Below are 24,479 nucleotides of genomic sequence, written 5' to 3'. Positions count from 1 at the left end.
GTGGGCGACGACGGCACCCGAGGCCGGCTGCTCTTCGCCAGCCTGCCCAGCGCGGGCCTGATCAATCCCCTGCTGGCGATCGCCCAGGAGCTGGCACGGCGCGACGCGGACCTCTGGTTCGCCTGCACCGACGAACGGGCGGACGAGATCCGCCGGATCGGCGGGGGAGCGAACGGCGGGCCCGTACGATTCGTCTCGCTCGGCCGCTACCGGCCCCACCTCTGGCCGGCCAACTGGGACCAGGCGACGCTGCGGGCGATGACCACCGGCCGACGGGTGCGTGACTTCGCGGCGTTCATGGACACGAACGTCGACCGCGAGTACACCGAGGAGCTGTACCGCAGGACGCTGGCCGCCATCGACGAGGTACGGCCCGACCTGATCGTGGCCGACTCGTGCACCGGCTGGGCCATCGACGCCGCCATGAAGCGGGGCATCCCGTACGTCCTGACGATCGCCGTGCCGGTCAGCAGCTTCTACGTGGACACACTGCCGTGGAGTTACCCGACACCGGGGTCGGGCCTGCCGGCCCGGATGTCCCCCCGGCAGCGGGCCGAGAACGTGCTCTTCCGCCTGGGCACCCGTGCGGTCATGGCCAGTCCCCGGCGCATGCGGCCCGCCCTGGCCGCGCTGCAGCGCCGAAAAGCCGAGGGACTGCCGAACGCGGCGGGCATCCCGTCGCACTACGCCCGGGCCGCGGCCGACGTTCTCGGCTGCTCGGTGTTCGGCCTGGAATACCCGTTCCCGGCCGCGTCGCCGAACCTCCACATGGTCGGAGCGGTGCTGCCCGGCGACTCCGGGGACATCACCGCGGATCCCTCCCTGGACGCCTGGCTGGACGAGCACCCGTCGATCGTCTACATCGGCTTCGGGACGTTCATGCGCCCCTCGGCGGGTCAGGTGGCCGCGCTGGTCGAGGTGGCCCGGCGTCTCGCTCCCCGGCACCACGTGCTGTGGAAACTCGACGAGACCCGGCAGCGGATGTTGCCCGGCGACCTGCCCGCGAACCTGCGGGTCGAGGCATGGCTGCCGTCCCAGCTCACCGTAGTGGCGCATCCGAACGTGCGGGTGTTCTTCAACCACGGCGGCGGCAACGCGTTCCACGAGGGGCTGGTGCACGGCAAACCTCTGCTGGTGATGCCGTTCTGGATGGACTGCAACGACTTCGCGGCCCGCGCGGCCGACAGCGGCGCCGGGCTCGTGGTGCGCAACGTCGACAGGCCGGACGTGGACGACATCGTCAACAAGATCACCCGGCTGGTGACGGAGCCCGCGTACCGGCGACGAGCCGAGCACTGGGCCGGCGAGCTGCGCTCCGCCGGCGGCAGCGTGGCCGCGGCCGACCTCATCCAGCGCCGGCTGGGCCTGCTCGGCCCGGCGGCCGGCGCCGCATCCGCAGACCGAACCACGTCGAGCTGACCACGCAGGAGGAGCCGTGTCGCGCCGAGCATTGATCACCGGCATCACCGGCCAGGACGGGTCGTACCTGGCCGAGCATCTGCTGGAACAGGGGTACGAGGTGTGGGGCCTGGTACGCGGCCAGGCGAATCCGCGCCGTTTGCGGGTCAGCCGCCTGGTGCACGACCTGCGTTTCGTCGAGGGGGACCTGCTCGACCAGAGCAGCCTGATCGCCGCCATCGACCGGGTCCAGCCCGACGAGGTCTACAACCTGGGCGCGATCTCGTACGTGCCGCTCTCCTGGCAGCAGGCGGAGCTGACCGGTGAGGTCACCGGCCTCGGCGTGCTGCGCATGCTGGAGGCGCTCCGGGTGGTCTCGGGCGTCAGCTCGTCGTCGTCGAGCGCGCCGTCCCGCCAGGTCCGCTTCTATCAGGCGTCGTCGTCGGAGATGTTCGGCAAGGTCGCGGAGACACCCCAGTCCGAGACCACCGTCTTCCATCCGAGGAGCCCGTACGGCGTCGCCAAGGCCTACGGGCACTTCATCACCCGCAACTACCGGGAGTCCTTCGGGATGTACGCCGTCTCGGGCATCCTGTTCAACCACGAGTCGCCGCGCCGGGGCCTGGAGTTCGTCACCCGGAAGATCTCGCACACCGTTGCCAAGATCAAGCTCGGCCTGGCGAGCGAGCTCAAGCTCGGCAATCTCGACGCCCGGCGCGACTGGGGCTTCGCCGGCGACTACGTGAGCGCCATGCACCTGATGCTTCAGCAGGAGGAGCCGCGTGACTACGTGGTCGGCACCGGCATCATGCACTCGGTGCGCGACGCGGTCCGGATAGCCTTCGGCGCCGTCGGCCTGGACTGGTCGCGACACGTGGTGGTCGACGAGGAGTTCGTCCGCCCGGCGGAGGTCGAGACGCTGTGCGCCGACCCCACCCGGGCCCGCCAGGAGCTCGGCTGGCAGCCGCGGCTGAAGTTCGAGGAGCTGATGACGATGATGGTCGAGGCGGATCTGGCCCACCTCACCCACGCCCAGAAGTACGACGAGTACTCCGCGCACGTCGACTGGTGACGATTCCCGTACGGTGACGGCCGGTCCGCGAAGGACCGGCCGTCACCGTGTGCCCCCGGGTCAGCCCGCGGGCAGCCGGCTCTGCTGGCCGGCCTTGGCGGCCTTCGGGTCACCGGGGCCCTCGCCGTGCCCGCCCGGGCCATGCTCGCCCTGGCGGCGCGGCCCCGGCGGCATGCCGAACTGCGACGCCAGCGGACGGTTCTTGAGCAGGGCCACCGTCAGCAGGATCAGCACGGCGACCGGCACGGTGATGGCGAAGATGTCGCCGGTCGCGACCGCGTAGGCCTGTTCGACGACGGCCCGGACCGGCTCCGGCAGGGCGCCCAGGTCCGGAAGCGTCCCGCCGACATCGCCGTAGCCGGGGTCGGCGCCGGCCGGCGCCCGGGATTCGGTCACCGACTGGACGCGATGGGCGAACACGGCGCCGAGGACGGTGACCCCGACCGAGCCGCCCAGACTCCGGAAGAACGACAACGTCGACGTCGCCACCCCGAGCTGCCGCATGTCGACCGAGCTCTGCGCGACCAGGACCAGGTTTTGCATCAGGCATCCGACGCCGAGGCCGAGCAGCGTGATGGCCGCCGTGAACCATACGAGGCCGGCGCCCTCGTCGACCAGGGCGAGCATGACCGTGCCGACGCAGGCCAGCACGCCGCCGGTCACGAGGACCGCCTTCCAGCGGCCGGTGGCGGTGATGAGGCGTCCCGCGACGGTGGACGCGACGACGATGCCCAGCGCCATCGGAAGGCTCAGCAGGCCGGTCTGGCCGGGCGACAGTCCCTGGGCCAGCTGGAGGTAGGGCGGGACGAAGACGGAGCCGCCGAACATCATGACGCCGACGAGCAGGCTGGCGAGGGTGGTGAGGGCGACCGTCCGGTTGCGGAACAGGCTCAGCGGCAGCACGGGCTCGGGGCTGCGAGCCTCGACCCATATGGCCAGCCCCAAGGCCACCACACCGCCGGTCACCAGCACGGCGGTCCACGTCGAGCGCCAGGCGAAGACGTCGCCAGCCAGCGAACACCAGATGAGCAGGGCGCTGGTGGCGACGACGATGAGCGCGGCGCCGAGGTAATCGATGTGCACCTCACGGCGCATCACGGGCAGGTGGAAGGTCCGCTGCAGCACGACCATGGACAGCACCGCGAAGGGCGCGCCGAAGAAGAAGCACAGCCGCCATCCGATGCCGGGCACCTCGGCCAGGGCGCCGCCCAGCGGCGGGCCGAGGATGGTCCCGACGGTGAAGACGGCGCCGAACAGGCCCATGTACTTGCCGCGCTCGCGCGGCGGAACGATCACCGCCATCACGACGGGCACCAACGCGGTGAGCCCGCCGGCTCCGATGCCCTGCGCGACCCGGCTCACGATGAGCACCCCGATCGAGCCGGCGAAACCTGCGACGAGCGACCCGAGCACGAAGAGCGCGAGGGAGGCCTGCAGCAGCCACTTCTTGTCGTACAGGTCGGCGAACTTGCCCCACAGCGGGACCGAGACGGTCATGGCGAGCAGTTCCGCCGTGATGATCCAGGTGTACGCCGACTGCGAGCCGCCGAGGTCGGTCACGATGCCCGGCAACGCCACCGTGACCACCGTCGGCGCCAGGACCGCGACGAACATTCCCAGCAGCAGTCCGTAGACGGTCGTCATGACGCCCTTGGCCGGGGCGGGCTGCGTTCCCGGCGCCGTGGGCGATTCCGGCTGGGTGCTCATCGCGCTCCTTCGTCCACTCGATCGTGCTCTGCCTCGACGGTGAATTCCGTGGTTTCGCGCGCGCTCAGCCGCCCCAGCACGGCCGGCAGGTCGCCGCGGTGCAGCACCCCGAGCCGTTTGGTGGTGCGGGTCAGGGCGACGTAGAGGTCGCTGAGGCCGCGTCGGGACTCGCTGACGATGCCGGCGGGGTCGACGACGAGTACCGAGTCGAACTCGAGGCCCTTGGCCTGGCGGACGTCGAGCACCACGATGCCCGCGCCGAGCGAGATGCCGTCGCCGACGACCACCTCCGCCGTCGTCGTCCGGCGCTTGATGGCGTCACCGAGCGGGTGCACCAGCTCGGTCGGCGCCACCACGGCCACCTGGCCGCCGCCGATCGCCGCACCTTCCGCGCGGACCGCCTCCGGCACGGCCCCCACATAGGTCTCGACCTGACCGCACCACGGGGTGATGCCGGACGTCCGGGCCGAGCGCGGCGGCTTGAGCCCGGGGCTGATCGCGGCCAGCACGTCGGCGGCGACGGCCATGACCTCGGCCGGCGTCCGGTAGTTGACGGTCAGCTCGGTCAGCCGCCACCGGTCCGCGACGTACGGCGCGAAGACGTCACCCCACGTCGTAGTGCCGCTGGGGTCGCTGGTCTGTGCGACGTCGCCGACCACGGTCATCGAGCGGCTCGGGCTGCGGCGCATGAGCAGCCGCCACACCATCGGGGACAGCTCCTGCGCCTCGTCCACCACGATGTGCCCGAACGCCCAGGTGCGGTCGGCGGCGGCCCGCTCGGAGACGGACAGGTAACCGTCGTCGTCGTGCCGATCGGCCAGCGTCGACGCGTCGATCACGTCGGTGGCCTGGAGCACCTCCTCGTCGATCTCGTCCTCCTCGTAGTTGAGGATCTGCAGGACGCCCTGTGCGTACTCCAGGTCGGCGCTCCACTGCGCCGCTTCCCGGGCCCGCTCCTCCCGGTCGTCCCAGCCGAGCAGCTCCGCGGCCTCGTCGAGCAGCGGCACGTCGCCCGGCGTCCACGGCGTCGACGGGTCGCGCCGCAACAGCTCCCGCTCGGCCGGTGCGAGATCCGGCGTGGCTGCCTCGATCCGTTCCGGCGAGGCGTAGAGGTCGGCCAGCAACTGCTCCGGCGTGAGGATCGGCCAGAGCTCGTGCAGCGCCTGGCGCACCTCCGGGGACCTGGTGAGGTCGAACCGGATCTGTTCGATGTCCTCGTCCGCCAGCAGGTGCCGCCCGATGTTCGAGGCGACCTGGTTGGTCAGCGCCTCGATGATCTTGCGAACGAAGTACGGCCGGGCCTCGTTGTGCGGGCGCAGCGTGTCACGCGCCACGCACTTCGCGTTGGCGGTGACCTTGTGGGTGAGCCGCAGCCGGTCGCCCTCGAAGAGCACCTCCTTGACCGGCGGGGTCTCCTGGCGGTCGTAGACGGCGTTCGCCATGACCTGCACCATCGAGGCGCGGCCCTTGATCTCCGCGACGTCGTCCGGCTCGCTGCCGGTGGCGACGACGCCCGGGTAGAGGTCACCCACCGTGCACAGCAGCGCGCCGGTCTCGCCCAGCGATGGCAGCACCTGGCTGATGTAGCGCAGGAACGTCGCGTTCGGGCCGAGGATCAGCGCCCCGCGCTTCTCGAGCCGGTCGCGGTGCGCGTAGAGCAGGTAGGCCACCCGGTGCAGCGCGACCGCCGTCTTACCCGTGCCGGGGCCGCCCTGTACGACGAGCACGCCGTTGATGTCGGCCCGGATGATCTCGTCCTGTTCGGCCTGGATGGTGGCGACGATGTCCTGCATCTGGCCGGTGCGGTTGGCGGTGAGCGCGGCCATCAGCGCGGCCTCGTTGGTCAGCGAGGCCGCGCTGTCCGCCGGCGCGGCCGCGACGTCGAGGATCTCGTCATCGAAGCCGGTGACCGTGCGGCCCTTCATCCGCAGTTGCCGGCGACGGCGCACACCCTCCCGGGTGATCGCGTTGGCCAGGTAGTACGGGCGCGCGGCGGGCGCCCGCCAGTCCATGAGCAGCGAGGACTGGTCTTCCTCGTCGACCAGCCCCAACCGGCCGACGTAGCGGGACTCGCCGTCGTCCATGTCGAGCCGGCCGAAGCAGAGCCGCTCGTCGACCCCCTCGAGTTGCCGTATGCGCTCGCGGTACATCGTGGTGGAGGCGTCACGTTCGGCGCGTGCCGACGGGTTGCTCGCGCTGTGGAGCCGGGTCCGAGCCAATTTCTGCACGGCGTCGTCGCGCCGCTTGTCGACGTTGCGGTAGAGCATCGCCACGTAGCGGCGCTCGTCCTCCAGCGTGTCGTTGGCGAAAGCGGCGAAGGCTTCCGAGGGAACTCTTGACAACAGCGCCACCCCATGGTAATCTTAAAAGGACCGGACCGTTCTGCAGCGCCTATGATGTTACCGTGCTGTCCGGCTCTTGTCTTGCCTTCTCCGGCGTCTGTCGTGCGCCGCGCATTCCTCACACTTTGTGTCGCCCGCCCTGCGCGACGGTGTGATCCGATATTTTTCACTGCTCTCTCATGGCGAGTGAAATCGGCGCGGGAAAGCGTTTCTTTTGGCAGTCGAAATACACGCCGCCCCAGTCAACATTAGGAAGGGTGTTATTCGTGGCCAACCCCTAGGCGAGCGGAACACCAATCGCTTGTAGGGGTTACCGTCGCCCGCCGCACCCTCTTAGAGTCCGCATTGATCCGGCAGTGCGGCCGCGCGAAACGACGCGATCAAGGGGTGGCGATGACTGTACAGGAGCATGGGATCGCTGCCGGGCACGTGTTGCTGCTGCGATATCTGAACCGGGCCGCCGTCCTATGCGAACAGGGCTATGTCACCGGCTCGGCCATCGACACCGCGATGCGCCTCGGTTGTGGCTTGGCCGCCGGTCCGCTGGCCATGTTGGACGACCTCGGTCTCGATCGGGTGCTGGAGCTCATGGCCGGCGCGGCCGTGACCCCGGCGCCGCTGCTGACCACCATGGCGCGGCAGGGACTGCTCGGCCGCGGTTTCGGCCGCTTCACGCGGCCCGCCGCGCCGGAACCGGTGGCCGCCATGCCGCCGTCCTCCGTCGGCATCGTCGGATCCGGAACCATGGCTGCCGGAATCGCGCAGACCCTCGTGGCCCACCGTCTTCGCACCACTCTCGTGGCACGCGGCGACGAGCAGGCGGCGGCCGCCCGGCGCTCCGTCTCGGCGGCGCTCGACAAGGCGGTCGCCCGCGGCCGCCTTGATCCCGCGACGCGTGCGGAGGCTGCCGGACGGCTCCGGGCGAGCGTCTCGATCGACGACCTGGCCGACTGCGACTTCGTCATCGAAGCGGTGGTGGAAGAGGAGGACCCCAAGCGTACGGTCTTCGCCGCCCTCGACCGGGTCTGCCGGCCCGGCGCCGTTCTCGCGACCACCACCTCCAGCCTCTCGGTGGCGGACTGCGCCGCGGTGACCGGCCGCCCGGCCGACGTGGTCGGGATGCACTTCTTCAATCCGGCGCCGGTCATGAAGCTCGTCGAGGTCGGCCACACCCCGGACACCGCCCCGCGGACCACTGCGGCGGCCCGTGCCCTCGCCCGCCACCTGGGCAAGGTGCCGGTCTCCTGTCCGGACAGGTCCGGCTTCATCGTCAACTACCTCCTGTTCCCCTATCTCAACGACGCCGTCGGCATGGTGGAGCGCGGCCAGGCGGGCGTCGCGGAGCTCGACCGGGAGATGGAGGAGGTCCACGGCTTCCCGATCGGTCCCTTCGCCCTGCTCGACACCATCGGCCTCGACGTCTCCCTCGCCATCCTGCGCCGCCTGCACCAGCAGTTCGGCGACCCGGCGACCCGGCCGGGGCCGATGCTCATCCGCCTCGTCGCCGAGGGCCGGCTCGGCCGCAAGACCGGCGCCGGCTTCCATGCCCAGCGCCCGAGCAAAGGGACAAGTCGATGAATCGTGCTTTCGTGGAGACTCTCGAGTCGGTCGAGGCCGACCGCGGAGCCGTCGAGGCGCTCCCCGTGCCGCAGAGCTATCGGGCGGCCGTGCTCCTGGAGGAGGAGCAGGAGATGTTCGCCGGGGTGGCGATGGCGGACCGCCAGCCCGGCAAGGCGCTGCATCTCAGGGAGGTGGCGACCCCCGAGCCCGGACCGGGCGAGGCCCTGATCGCCGTCATGGCCAGCTCGATCAACTACAACACCGTGTGGAGCGCGCTGTTCGCCCCGGTGCCGACTTTCCAGTTCCTCAAGCGGTACGCCCGGACCGGTGGCCTCGCGGCCCGGCACGACCTGCCGTACCACGTGGTGGGTTCCGATCTCTCCGGAGTCGTGCTGCGGACCGGACCCGGGGTGCGCCTCTGGAAGGCGGGCGACCGGGTGGTCGCGCACTGCCTCTCGGTCGAGCTCGAGGAGCCGGAGGGCCATGACGACACGATGCTCGACCCGCAGCAGCGGATCTGGGGATACGAGACCAACTTTGGCGGCCTGGGCGAGCTCGCCCTGGTCAAGGCCAACCAGCTCATGCCCAAGGCGGCACACCTGACATGGGAGGAGGCCGCCGCGCCCGGGCTGGTGAACTCGACCGCCTACCGGCAGCTCGTCTCCCAGCACGGCGCGGTCATGCGGCAGGGCGACAACGTGCTGGTTTGGGGGGCCGCCGGCGGTCTCGGCTCGTACGCCACCCAGTACGTCCTCAACGGCGGCGGAACCCCCATCTGCGTCGTCTCGAACGAGCAGAAGGCCGAGATCTGCCGGGCGATGGGGGCCTCCGCGGTAATCGACCGCAGCGTCGAGCAGTATCGGTTCTGGGCCGACGAGCAGACTCCCGATCCGCGCGAGTGGCGCCGTCTCGGCGAGCGGATCCGCGAGCTGACGGGCGGCGACGATCCGGACATCGTGTTCGAGCACCCCGGGCGTGAGACGTTCGGCGCCTCCGTCTACGTCGCGCGCCGCGGCGGCGTCATCGTGACCTGCGCCTCGACCTCCGGTTTCCGGCACGAGTTCGACAACCGGTACCTGTGGATGCACCTCAAGCGCATCGTCGGCTCGCACTTTGCGAACTACCGGGAAGCCTGGCTGGCGAACCGCCTGGTGACACGTGGCCGGATCCACCCGACACTGTCGGCGACGTACCCCCTCGACCGGGTGGGGCAGGCGGTCGACGAGGTGCACGGCAACCAGCACCACGGCAAGGTGGGCGTGCTCTGCCTCGCGGACGAGGGAGGCGGCGTCTCGGACCCCGAGACGCGCGCTCACCACGAGAACGCGATCAACCGGTTCCGGGCCGCCGGCCTCGCCGCCGCCTCGGGAAGGAGATGACAATGGCCGAGGCAAGCGACGTGGCGGATGCGGTCACGAGCGATCCCCGTGCGCCGCTGACCCGCCTGGCTCAACTGGTCGATCCGGGCTCGTTGCGGTTGTTCGGCCCGGACGACGCGGTCAAGGCCGGGAACGCCCGGATCGGCGGCAGCCCGGTGGTGGTCTTCTGCACCGACGCGACCCGCGTCGGCGGCTCGCTCGGCGCCGAGGAGAGCATGCAGATCGTGACGGCCATCGACCTCGCGGTCCGGGACAGGGTGCCGGTGATCGGGCTCTGGCACTCCGGCGGGGCGCGGCTCACCGAGGGCGTGCAGTCGATGGACGGCGTCGGGCGGATCTTCGCCGCGATCATCCGGGCCTCCGGGCGCGTCCCGCAGATCTCGGTCGTCCTGGGCCCCGCCGCGGGCGCCGCCGCATACGGCCCGGCTCTCACCGACGTGGTGGTGATGGCGGACGGCGGCCGGATGTTCGTCACCGGCCCCGACGTGGTCCGCTCGGTCACCGGGGAGCAGATCGACATGGAGGGGCTGGGCGGCCTCGAGGCACACGGGCGCAAGTCCGGCGTCGTGCACGTGAGCGCCGGCTCGGAGACCGAGGCGTACTCCGCCGCCCGGCACCTCGTCGGCATCTTTGCCCGCCCCGGCTGGTTCGACCTGTCCTCGGTCAAGGACGACGAGGGCCTGGCGGAGGTCCTGCCGGCGTCGGCGCGCCGGGCCTACGACGTTCACCCGCTGATCTCGCGCCTTCTCGACGAGCCGGGCGACGAGGGCCCCGCCTTCCTGGAACTGCAGCCGCGCTGGGCCCGCAACGTCGTCGTGGGCTTCGGCCGCCTCGCGGGCCGGGCGATCGGCGTGGTGGCCAACAATCCGCTGCGCCGCGGCGGCTGTCTCGACTCGCTCAGCGCGGAGAAGGCGGCACGGTTCGTCCGCAAGTGCGACTCGTTCGGCATACCCCTGCTGGTGCTGGTCGACGTGCCCGGCTATCTGCCCGGCGTGAACCAGGAATGGGGCGGGGTGATCCGGCGCGGCGCCAAACTGCTGTACGCCTTCGGTGAGGCGGTCGTGCCCCGGGTGACCCTCGTGGTGCGCAAGTCGTACGGCGGGGCCTACATCGCGATGAACTCCCGCTCGCTCGGCGCCACCACCGTGCTGGCCTGGCCGGACGCCGAGGTCGACGTCATGGGCCCGGAGGCCGCGGTGGGAATCCTGCACCGCCGGGCCCTGTCCGCGGCACCGGCGGCCGACCGGGAGCGCTTGCGGCGGGAACTGACCGCCGAGCACCGCCGCATCTCCGGTGGCACCCAGCGCGGAGTGGGGTTGGGCATGATCGACGAGGTGATCGACCCAACCGTGAGCCGCCGCCGGATCGCCGAGGCGCTGGCCACCGCTCCCGCGGGACGGGGCAGTCACGGCAACATTCCACTGTGATCCCGGCCGGGGCCTCCCGGTTTCACCCACACTCATCGGCACCCTGGCGATCGAGCCGGGGTGCCGATGAGTGTCGGAACAGATCCGCCGTGGCGGGATCACCACCGCACGGGCAGGGCGGTGAGGCCACGGATGAACGTCCCCTCGCGCCACTTGAGGTCCGCCCCGGTCAGCCGCAGCGTGGGCAGTTCCCGCAGCAGGGCCGAGAGCGCGGTGGTCAGCTCGACGCGGGCCAGCGACGCGCCCAGGCAGACATGCCCGCCGTGCCCGAACGCCAGGTGGGGGTTGGGGCTGCGGTCCAGGATGATCTCGTCGGGCCGGTCGAACGCCCGGGGATCCCGGTTTGCCGCCGCGAACACCGGCACCACGACCTGGCCCGGCTCGACCGGCGTGTCGCCCAGCGTCGCCGGGACGCCGGCGATGTGCGGCGCGCCGCCGGTGGAGAGCAGCGAGGTCCAGCGCAACAGCTCCTCCACCGCGGTCGGGACCAGCTCCGGCTCGGCGCGGAGCCGCTCCCAGCGGTCGCGCTCCGACAACAGCAGGTAGAGGCAGATGGCGAGCTGGTGGCTGGTCGTCTCGTAACCCGCCATGAGCAGGCCGTACCCGGCGTGGATGGCCTCCTCGCGGCCCATCGGCTCGCCGGAGCGGGTCGCCTCGATCAGATCGGTGAGGACGTCCTTCTCCGGCGGGTCCTCCTGGGCCGCGCGCCGGTCGTAGAACTCGGCGAAGTAGGCGAAGAGCTGACCGTGTGCCTGGCCGACCTGCTCGGGCGGGTACGCCGTGGCGGACATGAGGACCTCCACGAGCGGCCCGAACGTCTTGTGGTCCGCGTACGGAATGCCGAGCAGCCGGCAGATCACCCGGACCGCCAGCGGCTGGGCGAAGGCGTCGTGGAACTCGGCCTCGTCGCCGCCGGCGCGAAGGTCGTCGATCAGCTCGGCCACGATGGCCTCGATCTCGGGCGTCAGCGTCTGGGCTCGCCGGGCCGTGAACGCCGTCGTGATGGTCCGACGCCGGCGAGCCGGATCGGGCGCGTCGGCCTCGTTGTGCTGGAGCGAGTCGGGAGAGCGGTTGGTGAGCCCGACCCGCGCGGCGCCGACCCGGTCGAAACGCGGATCCGTGACCACGCGGCGCACGTCCTCGTACGCGGTGAGCAGCAGCGCCGGGGCGCCCCCGTACAGGGCTACGGGGCAAGGACGGCGATCGGGGAGCTCGTCGAATTCCGGTGCGGGGCCGGCGCCCCCGGACTCCGGGAACGGGAATCTGGCGTCGGGCATGGTGCCTCCGTGGTCGTCTGTCGTCGCCCGCTCAGGCGCGCGAGGCCAGATCGAAGCTAACGTCGGGCGTGGCGGCCGTTAACCCCTATACCTGCGAGGCAAGGGGTGCCGCGATCTGTGACGCAGCACACGGGCTCGGGCGTTTGCCCTGCATGCCGGGTCATTTCATTCCCTTCTCGAGCCAACCCTTGTTGCTCACAGTGATCCCTGGCACACTGACAGCGGTGTCGTCAGCGTGGCGAATCTACTGTCGTCAATCCAAGTGCTGGATGCTGGGCCTAGCAGTGCTGACGTGCGGCCGGCCCGGCGAGGAAGCCCTTGGAGCGTGGCCCGCGCTCCCGACGGCAATTTTCGACGTCGATATCACATGTCGCGCGTCCTATGTGGTTCGGGGAGTTGCGCGATTCGTTGCCACTGCGTGTGACTGGGGATCCATGGCCCCTACCGTCACCGGAGAACTAGGGGTTCACCCTGCGGGACCAGCGGTGATAGTCATTACCTCGGTATGCCCTGTGGCGACATCGACCAAGGATGTGGTTGGCTTGATGGATAGCAGAATGGCCGCGATCGCCGATTTGACAAACGCGGCGGGCATGGACGACGAAGCTATTCTCCGAATCGCGAACCGGCGGCAGCATCAGTGCGTCCTGGAGTTGCTGTACCAGGAGGTTCTGCTGGATGTCCTGCCGCACGACGGCCGGGAGAAACTGGTCGTGCAGCACGACCTCGAGATCGCCCGCCACGTGGTGGGCTACCTCGTCCGGGCCGAGCGCGAACAGGTGACCGTCGAGCCGCTGCCCTGGAGCCAGGATCTTTCCCGGACCGGCGCCGCCGAAGCCGACGTGCGCATTCACCAAAACCTTTCGGCCTTCGCGGGAATGCTGCGCGCGGTCTTCGGGCCCGCCGCGGGCTCCGGACTCGCGCAGGTGGCGGAGGTTCTCGCGGCCGGCGACCGGGGAAGCGGCCTGCCGTGGGGCGAGATCTTCGCGAATCGGGCCCGCCGCAACGCCGACCTGGCCGGTCTCGCCCTGCGCTTCGGGTCCGACAAGTGGGGCGCCCGCTGGTACACCCGCCAGTACGAGCGATTCTTCCGGGCCTACCGCGACCGGCCGGTCCGCATCCTCGAGATCGGCATCGGCGGCTTCCAGGAGGCCGATCGTGGCGGCGCCTCCCTGGAAATGTGGAAGCGCTATTTCCCGCGAGCGCTGGTCTTCGGCATCGACATCGAGGACAAGCGCTTCCTGGAGACACAACGGCTGCGTACGTTCCGCGGCAACCAGGCCGATCCTGAATTCCTGTCGAAGGTGCTGGCGGAGACCGGCGAACTGGACATCGTCATCGACGACGGCAGCCACTTCTGTTCCGACCAGATCAAGTCGTTCGAGTTTCTTTTTCCGCGGCTCGCCGCGGACGGTCTCTATGTCATCGAGGACATGGAAACGTCGTACTGGCCAGGCTTCGGCGGCTCCAGCAGGGATTTTTCGAGCCCGTCTACCGGCGTCGGCTATCTCAAGGAAATGGTCGACGGGATGAATTACGAGGCCATGACGTCGGACACGAGCTACCGGCGCAGGCCGACCGATCGCAGCGTGGTGGGAATCCACTTCTTCCATTCCATGGCGATCGTCGAGAAGGGGATCAACGAGGACGGCGGTCTCGGCGCGATGATTCCCGACGAGGTAAAGCAGCAGGGGCCTCGCTATCTAATGCCCGACTATCCGGTGCCGCCGGAGTTCGAGTCCGCCCAGGACGCGGCGAGCGCCACCACACCGTCGAAGAAGCCGGTGACCAACGGCTCGAAGACCGCCACCAGGCCGCTGCCGGCCGCGGCGGACAAGCCGGGGGTAAGCGCGACAAGCGGTAAATGACGATCGCGGTCGCCGGTGCCGCCGGGCCACGAGCGACCGCAGCAACACACGGGGAAGCAGGATGTCCATGGCGCTGACGGAGCGAACGAACGAACGGTTTGTCCTCGACGAAATGCTGTCGGCATGCAGAAGCGGAGTGGGTCAACTGGCTCTGATCAGCGGGCCGGTCGGCTGTGGAAAGACGGAAGTGCTGGACGCGTTCGCGGAGCGGGCGGTGCGGGCCGGCGCGCTTCTCTTCAGCGCCACCGCGAAAAGATCCGGGGCCGAGGTGCCGTTCGACGTTCTGGTGCAGCTTTTCGGGGCCGGCACGGCGCCCGAGCGGCTCCGGGCGCAGATGGACAAGTTCGTCGACGCGGTCCCGTCGACGGAACCGGCGGACGCCGCCGGTACGCAGGCGTTGCGCATCCTCTACGCCGAGTTGCTGGCCTGGACCGCGGACCGCCCCGTAGTGATCATGGTCGACGACGTCCAGTGCGCCGACCACGAGTCCCTGCGAGAACTGCTTGACCTGGTCTCGCGGTTGCGGCGGACCTCGGCGCTGCTGGTCTTCACCCAGTCCGACGACGAGAACGCGGCGACCGCGTTGGTGCAGGCCGAGTTGCTGAGGCACCACCACTGGCGGCGCATCGATCTCACCCTGTTGTCGGTCGAGGGCGTCGCGGCCCTGGTGCGCGCGCAGACGGACCCGGCCCGGATGCCGCTGTCCGCCGCGGAGATCCATCGGCTCAGCGGAGGCAACCCGTTGCTGGTACGCGCTCTGCTGGACGACCTGCGCGCGGCGGATCCGCGTCGTCCCGACACCGCGTTCGGACAGGCTCTCCTGGCCTGTCTGCACCGAAGCTCGCCGGAGACCCTGGGGGTCGCGCGCGGCATAGCGGTCCTTGGCCGGCCCACCGGCGTCCCGCTCCTGGCCGATCTGGTCGAGCTCGGCCAGGAGCAGACCCAGACCGCCCTGCGCCGGCTGGAGTCGGCCGGCCTGGTGACCGGCGGAGATTTCCGCAACCCGGCGAGCGGGACCGCCGTCCTGGCGGACCTGCGCCCCGAGGAACGGAGCCGGCTGCACCAACGCGCGGCCGAGTTGCTGTACCTGCAGGGCGCCTCAGCCTCGACGGTGGCCCGGCACCTCCTGAAAGCGGGGGATACCCGGCAGCGGTGGACCCAGCGCCTGCTGCGGGAGGCCGCCGAGGTCGCCACCGCCTCCGACGACCTCGACTTCGCCAGCGACTGTCTCGGCCTGGCGCTCGAGAGCAGCCCGGACGATCGCGAGCGCGCCTCCGTGCTCGCCCGGTTGGCCGGGGTCGTGTGGCGGCGCAACCCGGTCGCCGCCGTACGCCACGTGTTTCTGCTGATCGAGCCGTCACGCCGCGGCCTGCTCTCCGACCGGCAGGTCACCGCGGTGGCGAGGTCGCTGGTGTGGCACGGCATGACCGGCGAGGCGATGGAGGTCATCGAGGCGAGCGGCCGTACCCGCAAGGCGGGTGGCGAGCGGCGCGACGCCGAGCTGGGCATGATCCGGCGGTGGCTGCGGTCATGGCATCCGCCGCTGGCCAAGATGGTGACCGAGGCGCCGCGGCAGCCGGAGACACTGGACGATGTGGATCTCGCCGACGAGCGCCTTCTCGGCGCGGCGCTGCTGTCGGAGGTGCTGACGCGCGGCGCCGAGGACGTCGTCCGCCGTGCGGAGGACATCCTGCGCGGCTGCGGCACCGAGGTCGACGAGACCACACTGGAGCCCGCGGAGTCGGCGCTGCTGGCCCTGCTCTACTCCGATCACGCGGAACGGGCGCTCACCTGGTGTGATCCGCTGCTCGCGGCGGCGTCGGAGCGCTACGCACCGACGTGGAACGCCCGGCTCGAGGCCGTACGCGGAGAGATCGCGCTGTACCAGGGCGACCTGTCCAACGCCGAACGGTACGCGCGCGTCGCCCTCGACCGGATCGCCCCGCGCGGCTGGGGCGTGGCCGTGGGGGCGCCGCTGGCCACGTTCATTCAGGCGACCACGATGATGGGTGACCTGGACGCGGCCGGCACCTACGCCAAGGCGCCGGTGCCGCAGGAGATGTTCAAGACCCGGTTCGGCCTGCGCTACCTCTACGCGCGCGGGCTCTACCTCTCCGCGTGCGGCCGCTGGCATGCCGCGCTGAGCGACCTGCTGACCTGTGGGGAGCTGGCCGCGGAATGGGAGATGGACGTTCCGTCCTTCGTTCCCTGGCGTGGCGCCGCCGCACGGCTGTACCTGAAGATGGGAGACCGGGACCGCGCCCAGAAGTTGGCCGGCGCCCAATTGATACGTGCCAAGCAAAGGTTGACCCGAACGGCCGGCATCTCGCTGCGCGCGGTGGCCGCCTGCAGCGGCACGCGTGGACGCCTGCAACTGCTGCGCGAGGCCGTCGATGTGTTGCATGCCTCCGGCGACCGCTTCGAGCTGGCGAGCGCGCTGGCCGACCTGCACCAGGTGCACCAGGCGATGGGCGAGCGACAGCGGGCGAACGCGGTGTTCCAGCAGGCGCTCCGCCTGGCCACGGAGTGCCAGGCCGAGCCGCTGCGCCGGAGCCTGCTGCGCCAGTCCTCCGACGAGCATGCCGAAACGATGGTGACGAAACAGCCCAACGGCGGGCTGGTGAAGCTGAGCCGGGCCGAACGGCGGGTCACCGCCCTGGCGGCCACCGGGCACACCAACCGGGAGATCGCGCAGAAGCTCTACATCACCGTGAGCACCGTCGAGCAGCACCTCACCAAGGCCTACCGGAAACTCAATGTGACCAACCGGGCCGACCTGGCGGCGGCCTGCATGCCGATCATGGCGGATTCCGCCTGACCGCCGGCCGTCAATTCCCCGGGGTCTGGGGCGCTTAGGGGTTGGGGCCTCGAATTACGCCTTAATAGGGTCGAGGATGCCTGGCCGGGATCGATGTCCCGGCAGCAGATCTCCGAGAGAATGGCGGACGCGATGCCGAAGGTAATTGTCATCGGTGGTGGGCCCGGCGGGTCGACCGCCGCCGGGCTTCTCGCCCGGAGCGGGGCTGAGGTCAAGCTGCTCGAGCGCGCGGAATTCCCGCGCTATCACATCGGCGAGTCCATCACGACTTCCTGCCGTGCGATCATCGATTATGTCGGCGCGCTCGACAAGGTGAACGGGTGTGGGTTCACCTCCAAGACCGGCGTGCTGATGCGGTGGGGCCAGGAGAAGGACTGGGTCATCGACTGGACTGCGCAGTTCGGGGCGGACACCCGCTCCTGGCAAGTCGACCGCGACGTCTTCGACAAGGTGCTGCTGGACAACGCGGCCGAGAGCGGCGCCGAGGTCGTGCAGAGGGCCCACGTCAAGCGCGTTCTGTTCGACGACGAACGCGTGGTCGGCGTCGAGTGGCAGCCTGCCGGCGGCGAGCCGCGGGTCGAGACGGCCGACTACGTCGTCGACGCCTCCGGTCGCGCCGGCCTCATCTCGGCCCAGCACCACAAAAACCGGCGACCGCACGAGATCTTCCGCAACGTCGCGATCTGGGGATATTGGGAAAATGCCGAGCTGCTGCCCGGGAGCCCGGCCGGGGGAATCAACGTCATTTCCTCGCCGGACGGGTGGTACTGGCTCATTCCGCTGCGCGACAACCGCTTCAGCGTCGGTTTCGTGACGCACAAGACGAATTTCGTGGAAAGGCGTCGTGGGTTTGACTCGCAGGAGGCGATGCTCACGGCGATGATCGACGAGTCGGACACGATGAAGCAGGTTCTCGCCAATGCCACCCAGTTGCCCGACGTGCGGGTGGAGCAGGATTTCTCGTACGCCGCGGACAAGTTCTGCGGTGACGGCTATTTCCTGGTCGGCGACTCCGCGTGCTTCCTCGACCCGCTGCTGTCCACCGGAGTTCACCTCGCCATGTACAGCGGCATGCTCTCGGCGGCGTCCATCCTCTCGCTCGACCGGGGCGAGGTGAACGAGCCGGAGGCCCAGGCGTTCTTCGAGTCGCTGTACCGCAACGCGTACCACCGCCTTTTCACGCTCGTCGTGAGCTTCTACCAGCAGCACGCCGGCAAGGACCGGTACTTCGCGCTGGCCGACACGCTGAGCCGGGCGGCGCAGGGCGACGGCGCCAAGAGCGCCGACCTGGCCTTCGGCGAGATCATCGCCGGCATCACCGACCTGCGGGAAGCGGCCGACCAAGCGGGCATGGCGGCGGAGCCGATCACGGAGACCATCGACGCGGCGGCCACCGGGGGCGCCAAGCCGGTCCAGGAGCTGCTCGGCGCAGCCGAACAGGCCCGGCTGCGGGCCGAGGCGGCCGCGCCGAACCAGCGCGTGACCACGGCGCCGATGCATATCGACGCCAACGACCTGTACGACGCGGCCAGCGGCCTCTACCTGGTGACCGAGCCGCGTCTGGGCATCAGCCGGGTGAACTCCGACGCGACGGTCGCGGCCGGCTGAGACATCGGCGCTCCTCCCGGGTGTGCCCGCTCGCCACGGCGGGTGGGCCGCCCGGTCATGGCCGTCATGGCGGCACCGCCGCCCGCCACCGCCCCCACATCCGAGGAGTAACTCATGACCACACCCGTCCGGCTCCCTGATCGGCTGCCCTCGTTGACCGGGCTCCGCTTCTTCGGGGCGGTAGCCGTCGTCATCTTCCACGCGATCGTCATACCGCCGATCACGGTCTTCCAGGACGAGAAGGTCAACGGCATCCTGGCGTTCCTGGTCGGCAAGATCGGCTTTGTCTCGGTCACGTTCTTCTTCATCCTCAGCGGCTTCGTGCTCACCTGGTCGGCCCGCGACGACGACACGCCGCGCATGTTCTACCGCCGCCGCTTCTTTCGGATCTTCCCCAACCACGCCGTCACCTGGGCGGCGTGCCTCATCCTCCTCGGCGGGGCGCCGGCCTGGGTCGCGCTGCTCAACCTGCTGCTCGTGCAGTCGTGGGTGCCCAGGCTGGAGGTGGCCTCGAGCGTCAACATCGTCACGTGGTCGCTCTCCTGCGAGGTCTTCTTCTACGCCCTCTTCCCGTTCCTGCTGCGCGGCGTGCGGCGCATCTCGCGGGGTAGATTGTGGCACTGGGCGGTGGGCGCCCTCCTGACGACGATCGCGGTGCCGTTCATCGCGGTCCTGGTGATGCCCGACCAGCCGGTCATTCCGGTGATCAACGTGCCGACGTACGAGTACTGGTTCTCCTACAACTTCCCGATCGCCCGCCTGGGCGAGTTCGTCCTGGGCATGGTGTTGGCCCGGATCGTGCGGGAGCAGATGTGGTTCGGGCTGCCGCTGTGGGGGGCGCTGGCGATCCTGGGCGTGTCCTACTTCGCCATGCTGCCCGTGCCGGTGCCGTACGGCGTGGTCGCCGTCGAGGTCATCCCGTCCGCCCTGCTGGTGCTCGCGGCCGCGACGACCGAGATCCGTGGCACGAACAGGTTCTTCGGCAGCCGGCTCTCGCTATGGCTCGGCAACATCTCGTACGCCTTGTTCATGTCGCACGCAATCGTCCTCTACTGGGGACGGCCGTTCTTCCTCGGTGACCAGAAATTCAGCACGCCGGTCGCGCTCGGACTCGTGGCGCTGGCTGTCGCGCTGAGTATCCTGCTTGCCTGGCTGCTCTACATCGCCGTCGAGCGGCCGATCGCCCGGCGCTGGAGCCACCCCGCCCCGGCCCCCGCGCAGACCGTGCCGGCGGTCTCCTCGTCGGGCGCCTGACCGGATCCCCGACGGACTGACGCGTATCCCGTCTCCGGGATACGCGTCAGTTCGTCGGGCAGGACCCGGCTCAGTCCCAGCGCACGGGTAGCCGGTGCACACCGTAGATGGTCATGTCCGCGGCGACCTCGACCTCCTCGGCCGGCACCGCCAGGCGCAGGTTCGGAAAACGCTGGAAAAGGCGGGTGTAAGCGATCCGCATCTCCATTCTCGCCAGTTGGGCGCCCAGGCACTGATGCGCGCCGTGGCCGAATGCGAGATGGCCGGAGGCGTTGCGCTTGATGTCGAACCGGTCGGGTTCGGAGAATTTCGCCGGATCGCGATTCGCCGCGCTCAACGAAAGGGTGACGCTCTCGCCCTTGTGGATCGTGATTCCGTCGATCTCCACGTCTTCGAGGGCGGTGCGGACCGGCCCGATATGGATGATGGTGAGATAGCGCAGCAGCTCCTCGACGGCCCCGTCGACAAGTGTTTGGTCCGCCTTGAGAGCAGCCAATTGGTCAGGCGCGGTAAGCAGGGCGAAAGTGCCCAGGGCAAGCATGTTGGCGGTGGTCTCGTAACCCGCCGAGAACAACAGGAACGCCATGCTCTTGAGCTCTTGCACCGTCAGTTCCGGCAGCGCCGCCAGGCTGCTGAGCAGATCGTCGGCCGGTCGCGCGCGCTTGTCCAGCACCAGCTCCTCGACGAAGCGGTCGGCGCTGCGGTGCGCCGCGACGATGGCATCCACCGACGAGGTTATGTTGAGCAGCGTGGCCACATCGCGCTGGAACTGGTCCCGTTCCGCGTACGGCACACCGAGCAGCTCGCAGATCACCTGGGACGGGATGGGCAGCGCGAACACCCGAAGGAGGTCGGCACAGGTGCCGGAGTCGGCCATGGCCTCGAGCTGAGCATCGACGATCTCCGCGATCCGCGGCTCTAGCTGCTTGAGCCTGCGCGCGGTGAACTGGCTCATCAGCAGCCGGCGGTACCGGGTCTGCTCGGGCGGATCCAGGCGGATGAAGTTGCCCGGGTCGGCCGGCACGCGTGGCTCCGGCACGGGCAGCGAAATCGGTGAGCGCAACAATTCTTGCCGGGAGCTGAACCGGGAGTCGGCAAGGACCGATCGTGCCGCCGCGTGATTGGTGACCAGCCAGCCGACGTGACCGTCGGGAAATGTCATGTGCGAGACCGGGCAATGCTGCCGCAGTTCCTTCAACGGTTCCGGCGGGTTGAATGGCGAGATGCGCGCGGTCGGCAGCGCGGGAGCCTCTGGTACTACCTCGGTCATTTCTTCTCCAAAGTCAAGGTGACCGAACCATTGCGATCCGAGCGTAGAGCCGAAGGGGCATTCGTCAGTACTCCGGAAAATTCTTACGAGGTTCGTAGGGGGTTTCTTAGGGGTGTCCGGCCGGTAGGCGTCGTGTGAGGCTCGATCTGCGTTGCGGTATCATTTGAGAAGGAGCCGTGGTAGCGGATGTACGTCAGCCCTGCAGAAGATTTCCTGCCGTGGGTCCTGCCCGGAACCGGATCACCCGCCCGGCGCGCGCGAATCATTCGGAACCATTTGGCGGCCGCCGGCTACGCGCACCCGCGAGAGACGGCGCACGCCCTGGCGCGACTCGCCGCCGAGCGCGAGTCCCGGGCGCCACGCGCGGCCGTCGTCGCCGGCAGCCGCGACGACCTGGCCGGGGCGCTGGACGCGCTCGCCGCCGGCGACGTTCCCCCCGCACTCGTACGCGGCGAGCCGATGGACGACGACCGTGTGGCGTTCGTCTTCCCCGGCCAGGGCGCCCAATGGGACGGGATGGCCGCGGAGCTTCTGGACACGTCACCGGTCTTCGCCCGGCGCGTCGACGAATGCGCGCAGGCGCTCGAGCCCTTCGTCGACTGGCCGGTCCTCGACGTGCTGCGCGGCCACGCGCCGGCCGAGATGTCCCGGCGGACCGACGTCATCCAGCCCTCGCTGTACGCCGTCACCCTCGGCCTGGTCGAGGTCTGGCATGCCGCCGGCGTCGAGCCGTCCGCGGTCATCGGCCACAGCATCGGCGAGGTGCCCGCCGCCGTCGTCGCCGGCGTGCTCGGCCTCGACGACGGCGCCCGCATCATGGCCCTCTGGAGCCAGGCTCAGCAGACCCTGGCCGGAGCGGGCACGATGGTCTCCGTCCTCGCGCCGCTCGACGACGTCCGCCGGATGCTCGATCGCTGGGAAGGCCGCCTGGTCATCGGCGTCGTCAACGGGCCCACCTCGGTCGTCGTCACCGGCGACGCCGACGCGGCCGGCGAGTTCCGGCGGGTCTGCGACGAGCGTGGTATCCACGCCCGGAACGCCGCGGTCGCCCATGCCGCCCACTCGGCGCACATCGAACGCATCGTCCCCCGTATGACGGCCGACCTGGCCGGCATCCGTCCGCGGCCGGCCACGCTGCCCATGTTCACCGCGGCGCGAGGCGGATCGCTGGGCGACACGCCCGCCGACATCGACTACTGGTGCCGCTGCCTGCGGGGCATCGCCCGCTTCGATCTGGCGACCGAGGCGGCCCTGGCCGCCGGCTACCAGCTCGCTCTGGAGATCAGCCCGCATCCCGTGCTCACCGCCGCGATGCTGCAGACCGCCGAACGCGCGGACCGCCCGCTGGCCGTCGTGGGCTCGCTGCGCCGCGGCCAGGGCGGGCCCGGCCGCCTGGCGACCTCCCTGGCCGAGCTGTACGTGGCGGGGGCGCGGCTGGATCCGGCAATCGTCTACGGCGACTCCGCCGCCACGCTGCCCGACGACCTCGGCCAGCACCTCTACGAGCGGCCGGCCGACGACACTGTCCCGGGACCCTCGACCCTGGCGGCCGAACTGATCCCCTTGGCCCGCGCCGAGCAGCGTGGACGCCTGATCGACCTGATCCGCCACGAGTGCGCCGCGCTCGGCGTGGAAGCCTTCGCCGAGGATCGGACGTTCGGTGAGCTCGGCTTCGACTCCGTCACCGGCATGGCCATCCGCAATGGGGTCGCGGCGGCGACCGGACTGCGGATCCCGGCCACCGCCATCTTCGACTACCCCAGCCCTCGCCGCCTCGCCGAATACCTTCACGCCGAGCTCGTACCCGGGTGGGAGGACACCGCGGCCGGCGCGGCGCCCTCGGAGCCGGCGGACGACGACCCCGTTGTCATAGTCGGCTGGGGCTGCCGCCTGCCCGGCGGAGTGACCGGCCCCGAGGAGCTCTGGCCGCTGCTCGTCGACGGCGCCGACCTGGTGTCCGAGTTCCCCACCAACCGGGGCTGGGACAGCGAGGCAGCCTACGCCGAGCCGCCCACCGGGCCGGGCCGCTACTACCAGCGGGAAGCCGGATTCCTCTACGACGCGGACCTGTTCGACGCGGACTTCTTCGGCATCTCCCCGCGCGAGGCGCTGGCGATGGACCCGCAGCAGCGCCTGCTGCTCGAGACCACGTGGGAGACGTTCGAACGGGCGGGCATCGACCCCACCACCCTGCGCGGCGCCCGGACCGGGGTGTTCGTCGGCGCCATGGGCATGGAGTACGGCCCCCGGCTCGACGAGGGCTCCGGACACGAGGGTTTCGCCTTCACCGGCAACACCATCAGCGTCATCGCCGGCCGGGTCTCCTACACGTTCGGGTTCGAGGGCCCGGCGGTGACCGTGGACACGGCGTGCTCGTCGTCGCTGGTCGCCCTCCATCTCGCGGTGCAGGCCGTACGACGGGGCGAGTGTTCCCTGGCGGTGGCCGGTGGCGTGACCGTCATGCCGAGCCTCGGCATGTTCATCGAGTTCAGCACACACGGAAACCTCGCGCCGGACGGGCGGTGCAAGTCGTTCGCCGCGGCCGCGGACGGGTTCGGCCTGTCCGAGGGTGCCGGCGTGGTGCTGGTGGAGCGGCTGTCGGACGCCCGGCGCAACGGTCATCAGGTGCTGGCCGTGGTGCGTGGTTCGGCGGTGAATCAGGATGGTGCGTCGAATGGTTTGACGGCGCCGAATGGTCCGTCGCAGCAGCGGGTGATTCGTCAGGCGTTGGTCTCGGCGGGTTTGTCGGCGGCGGATGTGGATGTGGTGGAGGCGCATGGGACGGGGACGCGGCTGGGTGATCCGATCGAGGCGCAGGCCGTCCTTGCCACCTACGGGCAGGATCGGGAGCGGCCGCTGCTGTTGGGCTCGATCAAGTCGAACATCGGTCATACGCAGGCGGCTGCGGGCGTGGCCGGTGTGATCAAGATGGTCCTGGCGATGCGGCATGGTGTGGTGCCGCGGTCGTTGCACGTCGACGCGCCGTCGCCGCAGGTGGACTGGTCGGCCGGCGCGGTGGAGCTGGCGGCGCGGACCATCGAGTGGCCGCGGGTGGACCGTCCGCGTCGGGCGGGTGTCTCGTCGTTCGGGGTGAGTGGCACCAACGCGCACGTCGTTCTGGAGCAGGCTCCGGAGACTGTGGAGACGCCGGTCGTCGAGGTCGAGCCGGCGCCGACGGTGTGGACCGTGTCGGCGCGTTCGGCGGACGCGTTGCGGACGCAGGTTGGTCGGCTGGCCGCGTACGTCGAGGGGCGGCCGGAGGTGTCGTCGCATGCGGTGGCGGCTGGTCTCGCCGCGCGGGCGTTGTTGCCGTATCGGGCGGTCGGGGTTGGTGTTTCGGCGGTGGAGTTGTTGGCGGGTTTGCGGCAGGCGTCGGCGCCGACGGTTGCTGGTGCTGGTGCTGGTGCGGGTTCTGGTGTGGGTGTGGCGTGGTTGTTTTCGGGTCAGGGTTCGCAGCGGGTTGGGATGGGTTTTGGGTTGGCGGCTCGTTTTCCGGTGT

Annotated in this window: 14 protein-coding genes; 10 read left to right on the top strand and 4 right to left on the bottom strand. The window is 70.1% G+C overall.

Going from position 1 to position 24,479, the window contains the following annotated elements:
* Nucleotides 1–1,419 (top strand): glycosyltransferase, encoded by a 1,419-nt coding sequence (locus AB0I42_RS17505; protein WP_357538522.1) that lies wholly within the window; start codon nucleotides 1–3, stop codon nucleotides 1,417–1,419.
* Between the two features lie 16 nt (nucleotides 1,420–1,435).
* Nucleotides 1,436–2,470: a GDP-mannose 4,6-dehydratase gene (locus tag AB0I42_RS17500; RefSeq protein WP_357538520.1), complete on the top strand. Its 1,035-nt coding sequence runs from the start codon at nucleotides 1,436–1,438 to the stop codon at nucleotides 2,468–2,470.
* A gap of 60 nt (nucleotides 2,471–2,530) precedes the next feature.
* Here AB0I42_RS17500 and AB0I42_RS17495 read toward each other — a convergent pair whose 3' ends face one another.
* Nucleotides 2,531–4,177 carry an MDR family MFS transporter gene (locus AB0I42_RS17495; RefSeq protein ID WP_357538518.1) on the bottom strand — a complete coding sequence of 549 codons (1,647 nt, stop codon included), beginning with the start codon at nucleotides 4,175–4,177 and terminating at the stop codon, nucleotides 2,531–2,533.
* A complete protein-coding gene (locus tag AB0I42_RS17490) occupies nucleotides 4,174–6,528 on the bottom strand; it encodes a UvrD-helicase domain-containing protein (RefSeq protein ID WP_357538517.1) in 2,355 nt (784 codons plus the stop codon). The genes AB0I42_RS17495 and AB0I42_RS17490 overlap by 4 nt, the downstream gene beginning before the upstream one ends.
* 384 nt (nucleotides 6,529–6,912) lie before the next feature.
* On the opposite strand from AB0I42_RS17490, the gene AB0I42_RS17485 reads away from it, so the two are divergent.
* Genes AB0I42_RS17485 through AB0I42_RS17475 form a run of 3 tightly spaced genes read left to right on the top strand, consistent with a single transcriptional unit; the run spans nucleotide 6,913 to nucleotide 10,885 of the window.
* Complete coding sequence (locus tag AB0I42_RS17485) at nucleotides 6,913–8,097, top strand: 3-hydroxyacyl-CoA dehydrogenase NAD-binding domain-containing protein (RefSeq protein WP_357538515.1); 1,185 nt, start codon at nucleotides 6,913–6,915, stop codon at nucleotides 8,095–8,097.
* Between the two features lie 11 nt (nucleotides 8,098–8,108).
* A complete protein-coding gene (gene ccrA / locus AB0I42_RS17480; RefSeq protein ID WP_357538513.1) occupies nucleotides 8,109–9,458 on the top strand; it encodes a crotonyl-CoA carboxylase/reductase in 1,350 nt (449 codons plus the stop codon).
* A complete protein-coding gene (locus AB0I42_RS17475) occupies nucleotides 9,455–10,885 on the top strand; it encodes a carboxyl transferase domain-containing protein (protein WP_357538511.1) in 1,431 nt (476 codons plus the stop codon). The genes ccrA and AB0I42_RS17475 overlap by 4 nt, the downstream gene beginning before the upstream one ends.
* Nucleotides 10,886–10,983: 98 nt before the next feature.
* Here the strand turns inward: AB0I42_RS17475 and AB0I42_RS17470 are convergent, their stop codons facing one another.
* Nucleotides 10,984–12,162, bottom strand: a complete 1,179-nt coding sequence (locus AB0I42_RS17470; RefSeq protein ID WP_357538509.1) for a cytochrome P450 — start codon at nucleotides 12,160–12,162, stop codon at nucleotides 10,984–10,986.
* A 557-nt stretch (nucleotides 12,163–12,719) separates the two neighbouring features.
* Here AB0I42_RS17470 and AB0I42_RS17465 point away from each other — a divergent pair.
* The 4 genes from AB0I42_RS17465 to AB0I42_RS17450 all read left to right on the top strand — a co-directional run bounded on the left by AB0I42_RS17465 (nucleotide 12,720) and on the right by AB0I42_RS17450 (nucleotide 19,710).
* The gene (locus AB0I42_RS17465) at nucleotides 12,720–14,030 is read left to right on the top strand and encodes a hypothetical protein (RefSeq protein WP_357538507.1); all 1,311 of its coding nucleotides are present in this window, start codon (nucleotides 12,720–12,722) and stop codon (nucleotides 14,028–14,030) included.
* 61 nt (nucleotides 14,031–14,091) lie between these two features.
* Nucleotides 14,092–16,848: an AAA family ATPase gene (locus tag AB0I42_RS17460; RefSeq protein WP_357538506.1), complete on the top strand. Its 2,757-nt coding sequence runs from the start codon at nucleotides 14,092–14,094 to the stop codon at nucleotides 16,846–16,848.
* 93 nt (nucleotides 16,849–16,941) lie between these two features.
* Nucleotides 16,942–18,456 carry an NAD(P)/FAD-dependent oxidoreductase gene (locus AB0I42_RS17455; RefSeq protein ID WP_357538504.1) on the top strand — a complete coding sequence of 505 codons (1,515 nt, stop codon included), beginning with the start codon at nucleotides 16,942–16,944 and terminating at the stop codon, nucleotides 18,454–18,456.
* A gap of 114 nt (nucleotides 18,457–18,570) precedes the next feature.
* Nucleotides 18,571–19,710 carry an acyltransferase gene (locus tag AB0I42_RS17450; RefSeq protein ID WP_357538502.1) on the top strand — a complete coding sequence of 380 codons (1,140 nt, stop codon included), beginning with the start codon at nucleotides 18,571–18,573 and terminating at the stop codon, nucleotides 19,708–19,710.
* 70 nt (nucleotides 19,711–19,780) lie between these two features.
* On the opposite strand, the gene AB0I42_RS17445 is transcribed toward AB0I42_RS17450, so the two are convergent.
* Nucleotides 19,781–20,980: a cytochrome P450 gene (locus AB0I42_RS17445; RefSeq protein ID WP_357538500.1), complete on the bottom strand. Its 1,200-nt coding sequence runs from the start codon at nucleotides 20,978–20,980 to the stop codon at nucleotides 19,781–19,783.
* A gap of 276 nt (nucleotides 20,981–21,256) precedes the next feature.
* Here AB0I42_RS17445 and AB0I42_RS17440 point away from each other — a divergent pair.
* The coding region (locus AB0I42_RS17440; RefSeq protein WP_357538498.1) for a beta-ketoacyl synthase N-terminal-like domain-containing protein at nucleotides 21,257–24,479 on the top strand (3,223 nt) is incomplete at its 3' end.

The sequence above is a fragment of the Polymorphospora sp. NPDC050346 genome (genome assembly GCF_040655695.1).
Taxonomy (GTDB): domain Bacteria; phylum Actinomycetota; class Actinomycetes; order Mycobacteriales; family Micromonosporaceae; genus Polymorphospora; species Polymorphospora lycopeni.
Note: the sequence above shows the minus strand (reverse complement) of the source record. Positions and strands in the feature narration are given on the sequence as shown.

What these genes read in the sequence shown, in the direction of transcription:
- AB0I42_RS17495 (WP_357538518.1), bottom strand. Translation starts at nt 4,177, where the DNA reads ATGAGCACCCAGCCGGAATCGCCCACGGCGCCGGGAACGCAGCCCGCC.
- AB0I42_RS17485 (WP_357538515.1), top strand. Translation starts at nt 6,913, where the DNA reads ATGACTGTACAGGAGCATGGGATCGCTGCCGGGCACGTGTTGCTGCTG.
- AB0I42_RS17475 (WP_357538511.1), top strand. Translation starts at nt 9,455, where the DNA reads ATGACAATGGCCGAGGCAAGCGACGTGGCGGATGCGGTCACGAGCGAT.
- AB0I42_RS17470 (WP_357538509.1), bottom strand. Translation starts at nt 12,162, where the DNA reads ATGCCCGACGCCAGATTCCCGTTCCCGGAGTCCGGGGGCGCCGGCCCC.
- AB0I42_RS17465 (WP_357538507.1), top strand. Translation starts at nt 12,720, where the DNA reads ATGGCCGCGATCGCCGATTTGACAAACGCGGCGGGCATGGACGACGAA.
- AB0I42_RS17460 (WP_357538506.1), top strand. Translation starts at nt 14,092, where the DNA reads ATGTCCATGGCGCTGACGGAGCGAACGAACGAACGGTTTGTCCTCGAC.
- AB0I42_RS17455 (WP_357538504.1), top strand. Translation starts at nt 16,942, where the DNA reads ATGTCCCGGCAGCAGATCTCCGAGAGAATGGCGGACGCGATGCCGAAG.
- AB0I42_RS17450 (WP_357538502.1), top strand. Translation starts at nt 18,571, where the DNA reads ATGACCACACCCGTCCGGCTCCCTGATCGGCTGCCCTCGTTGACCGGG.
- AB0I42_RS17445 (WP_357538500.1), bottom strand. Translation starts at nt 20,980, where the DNA reads ATGACCGAGGTAGTACCAGAGGCTCCCGCGCTGCCGACCGCGCGCATC.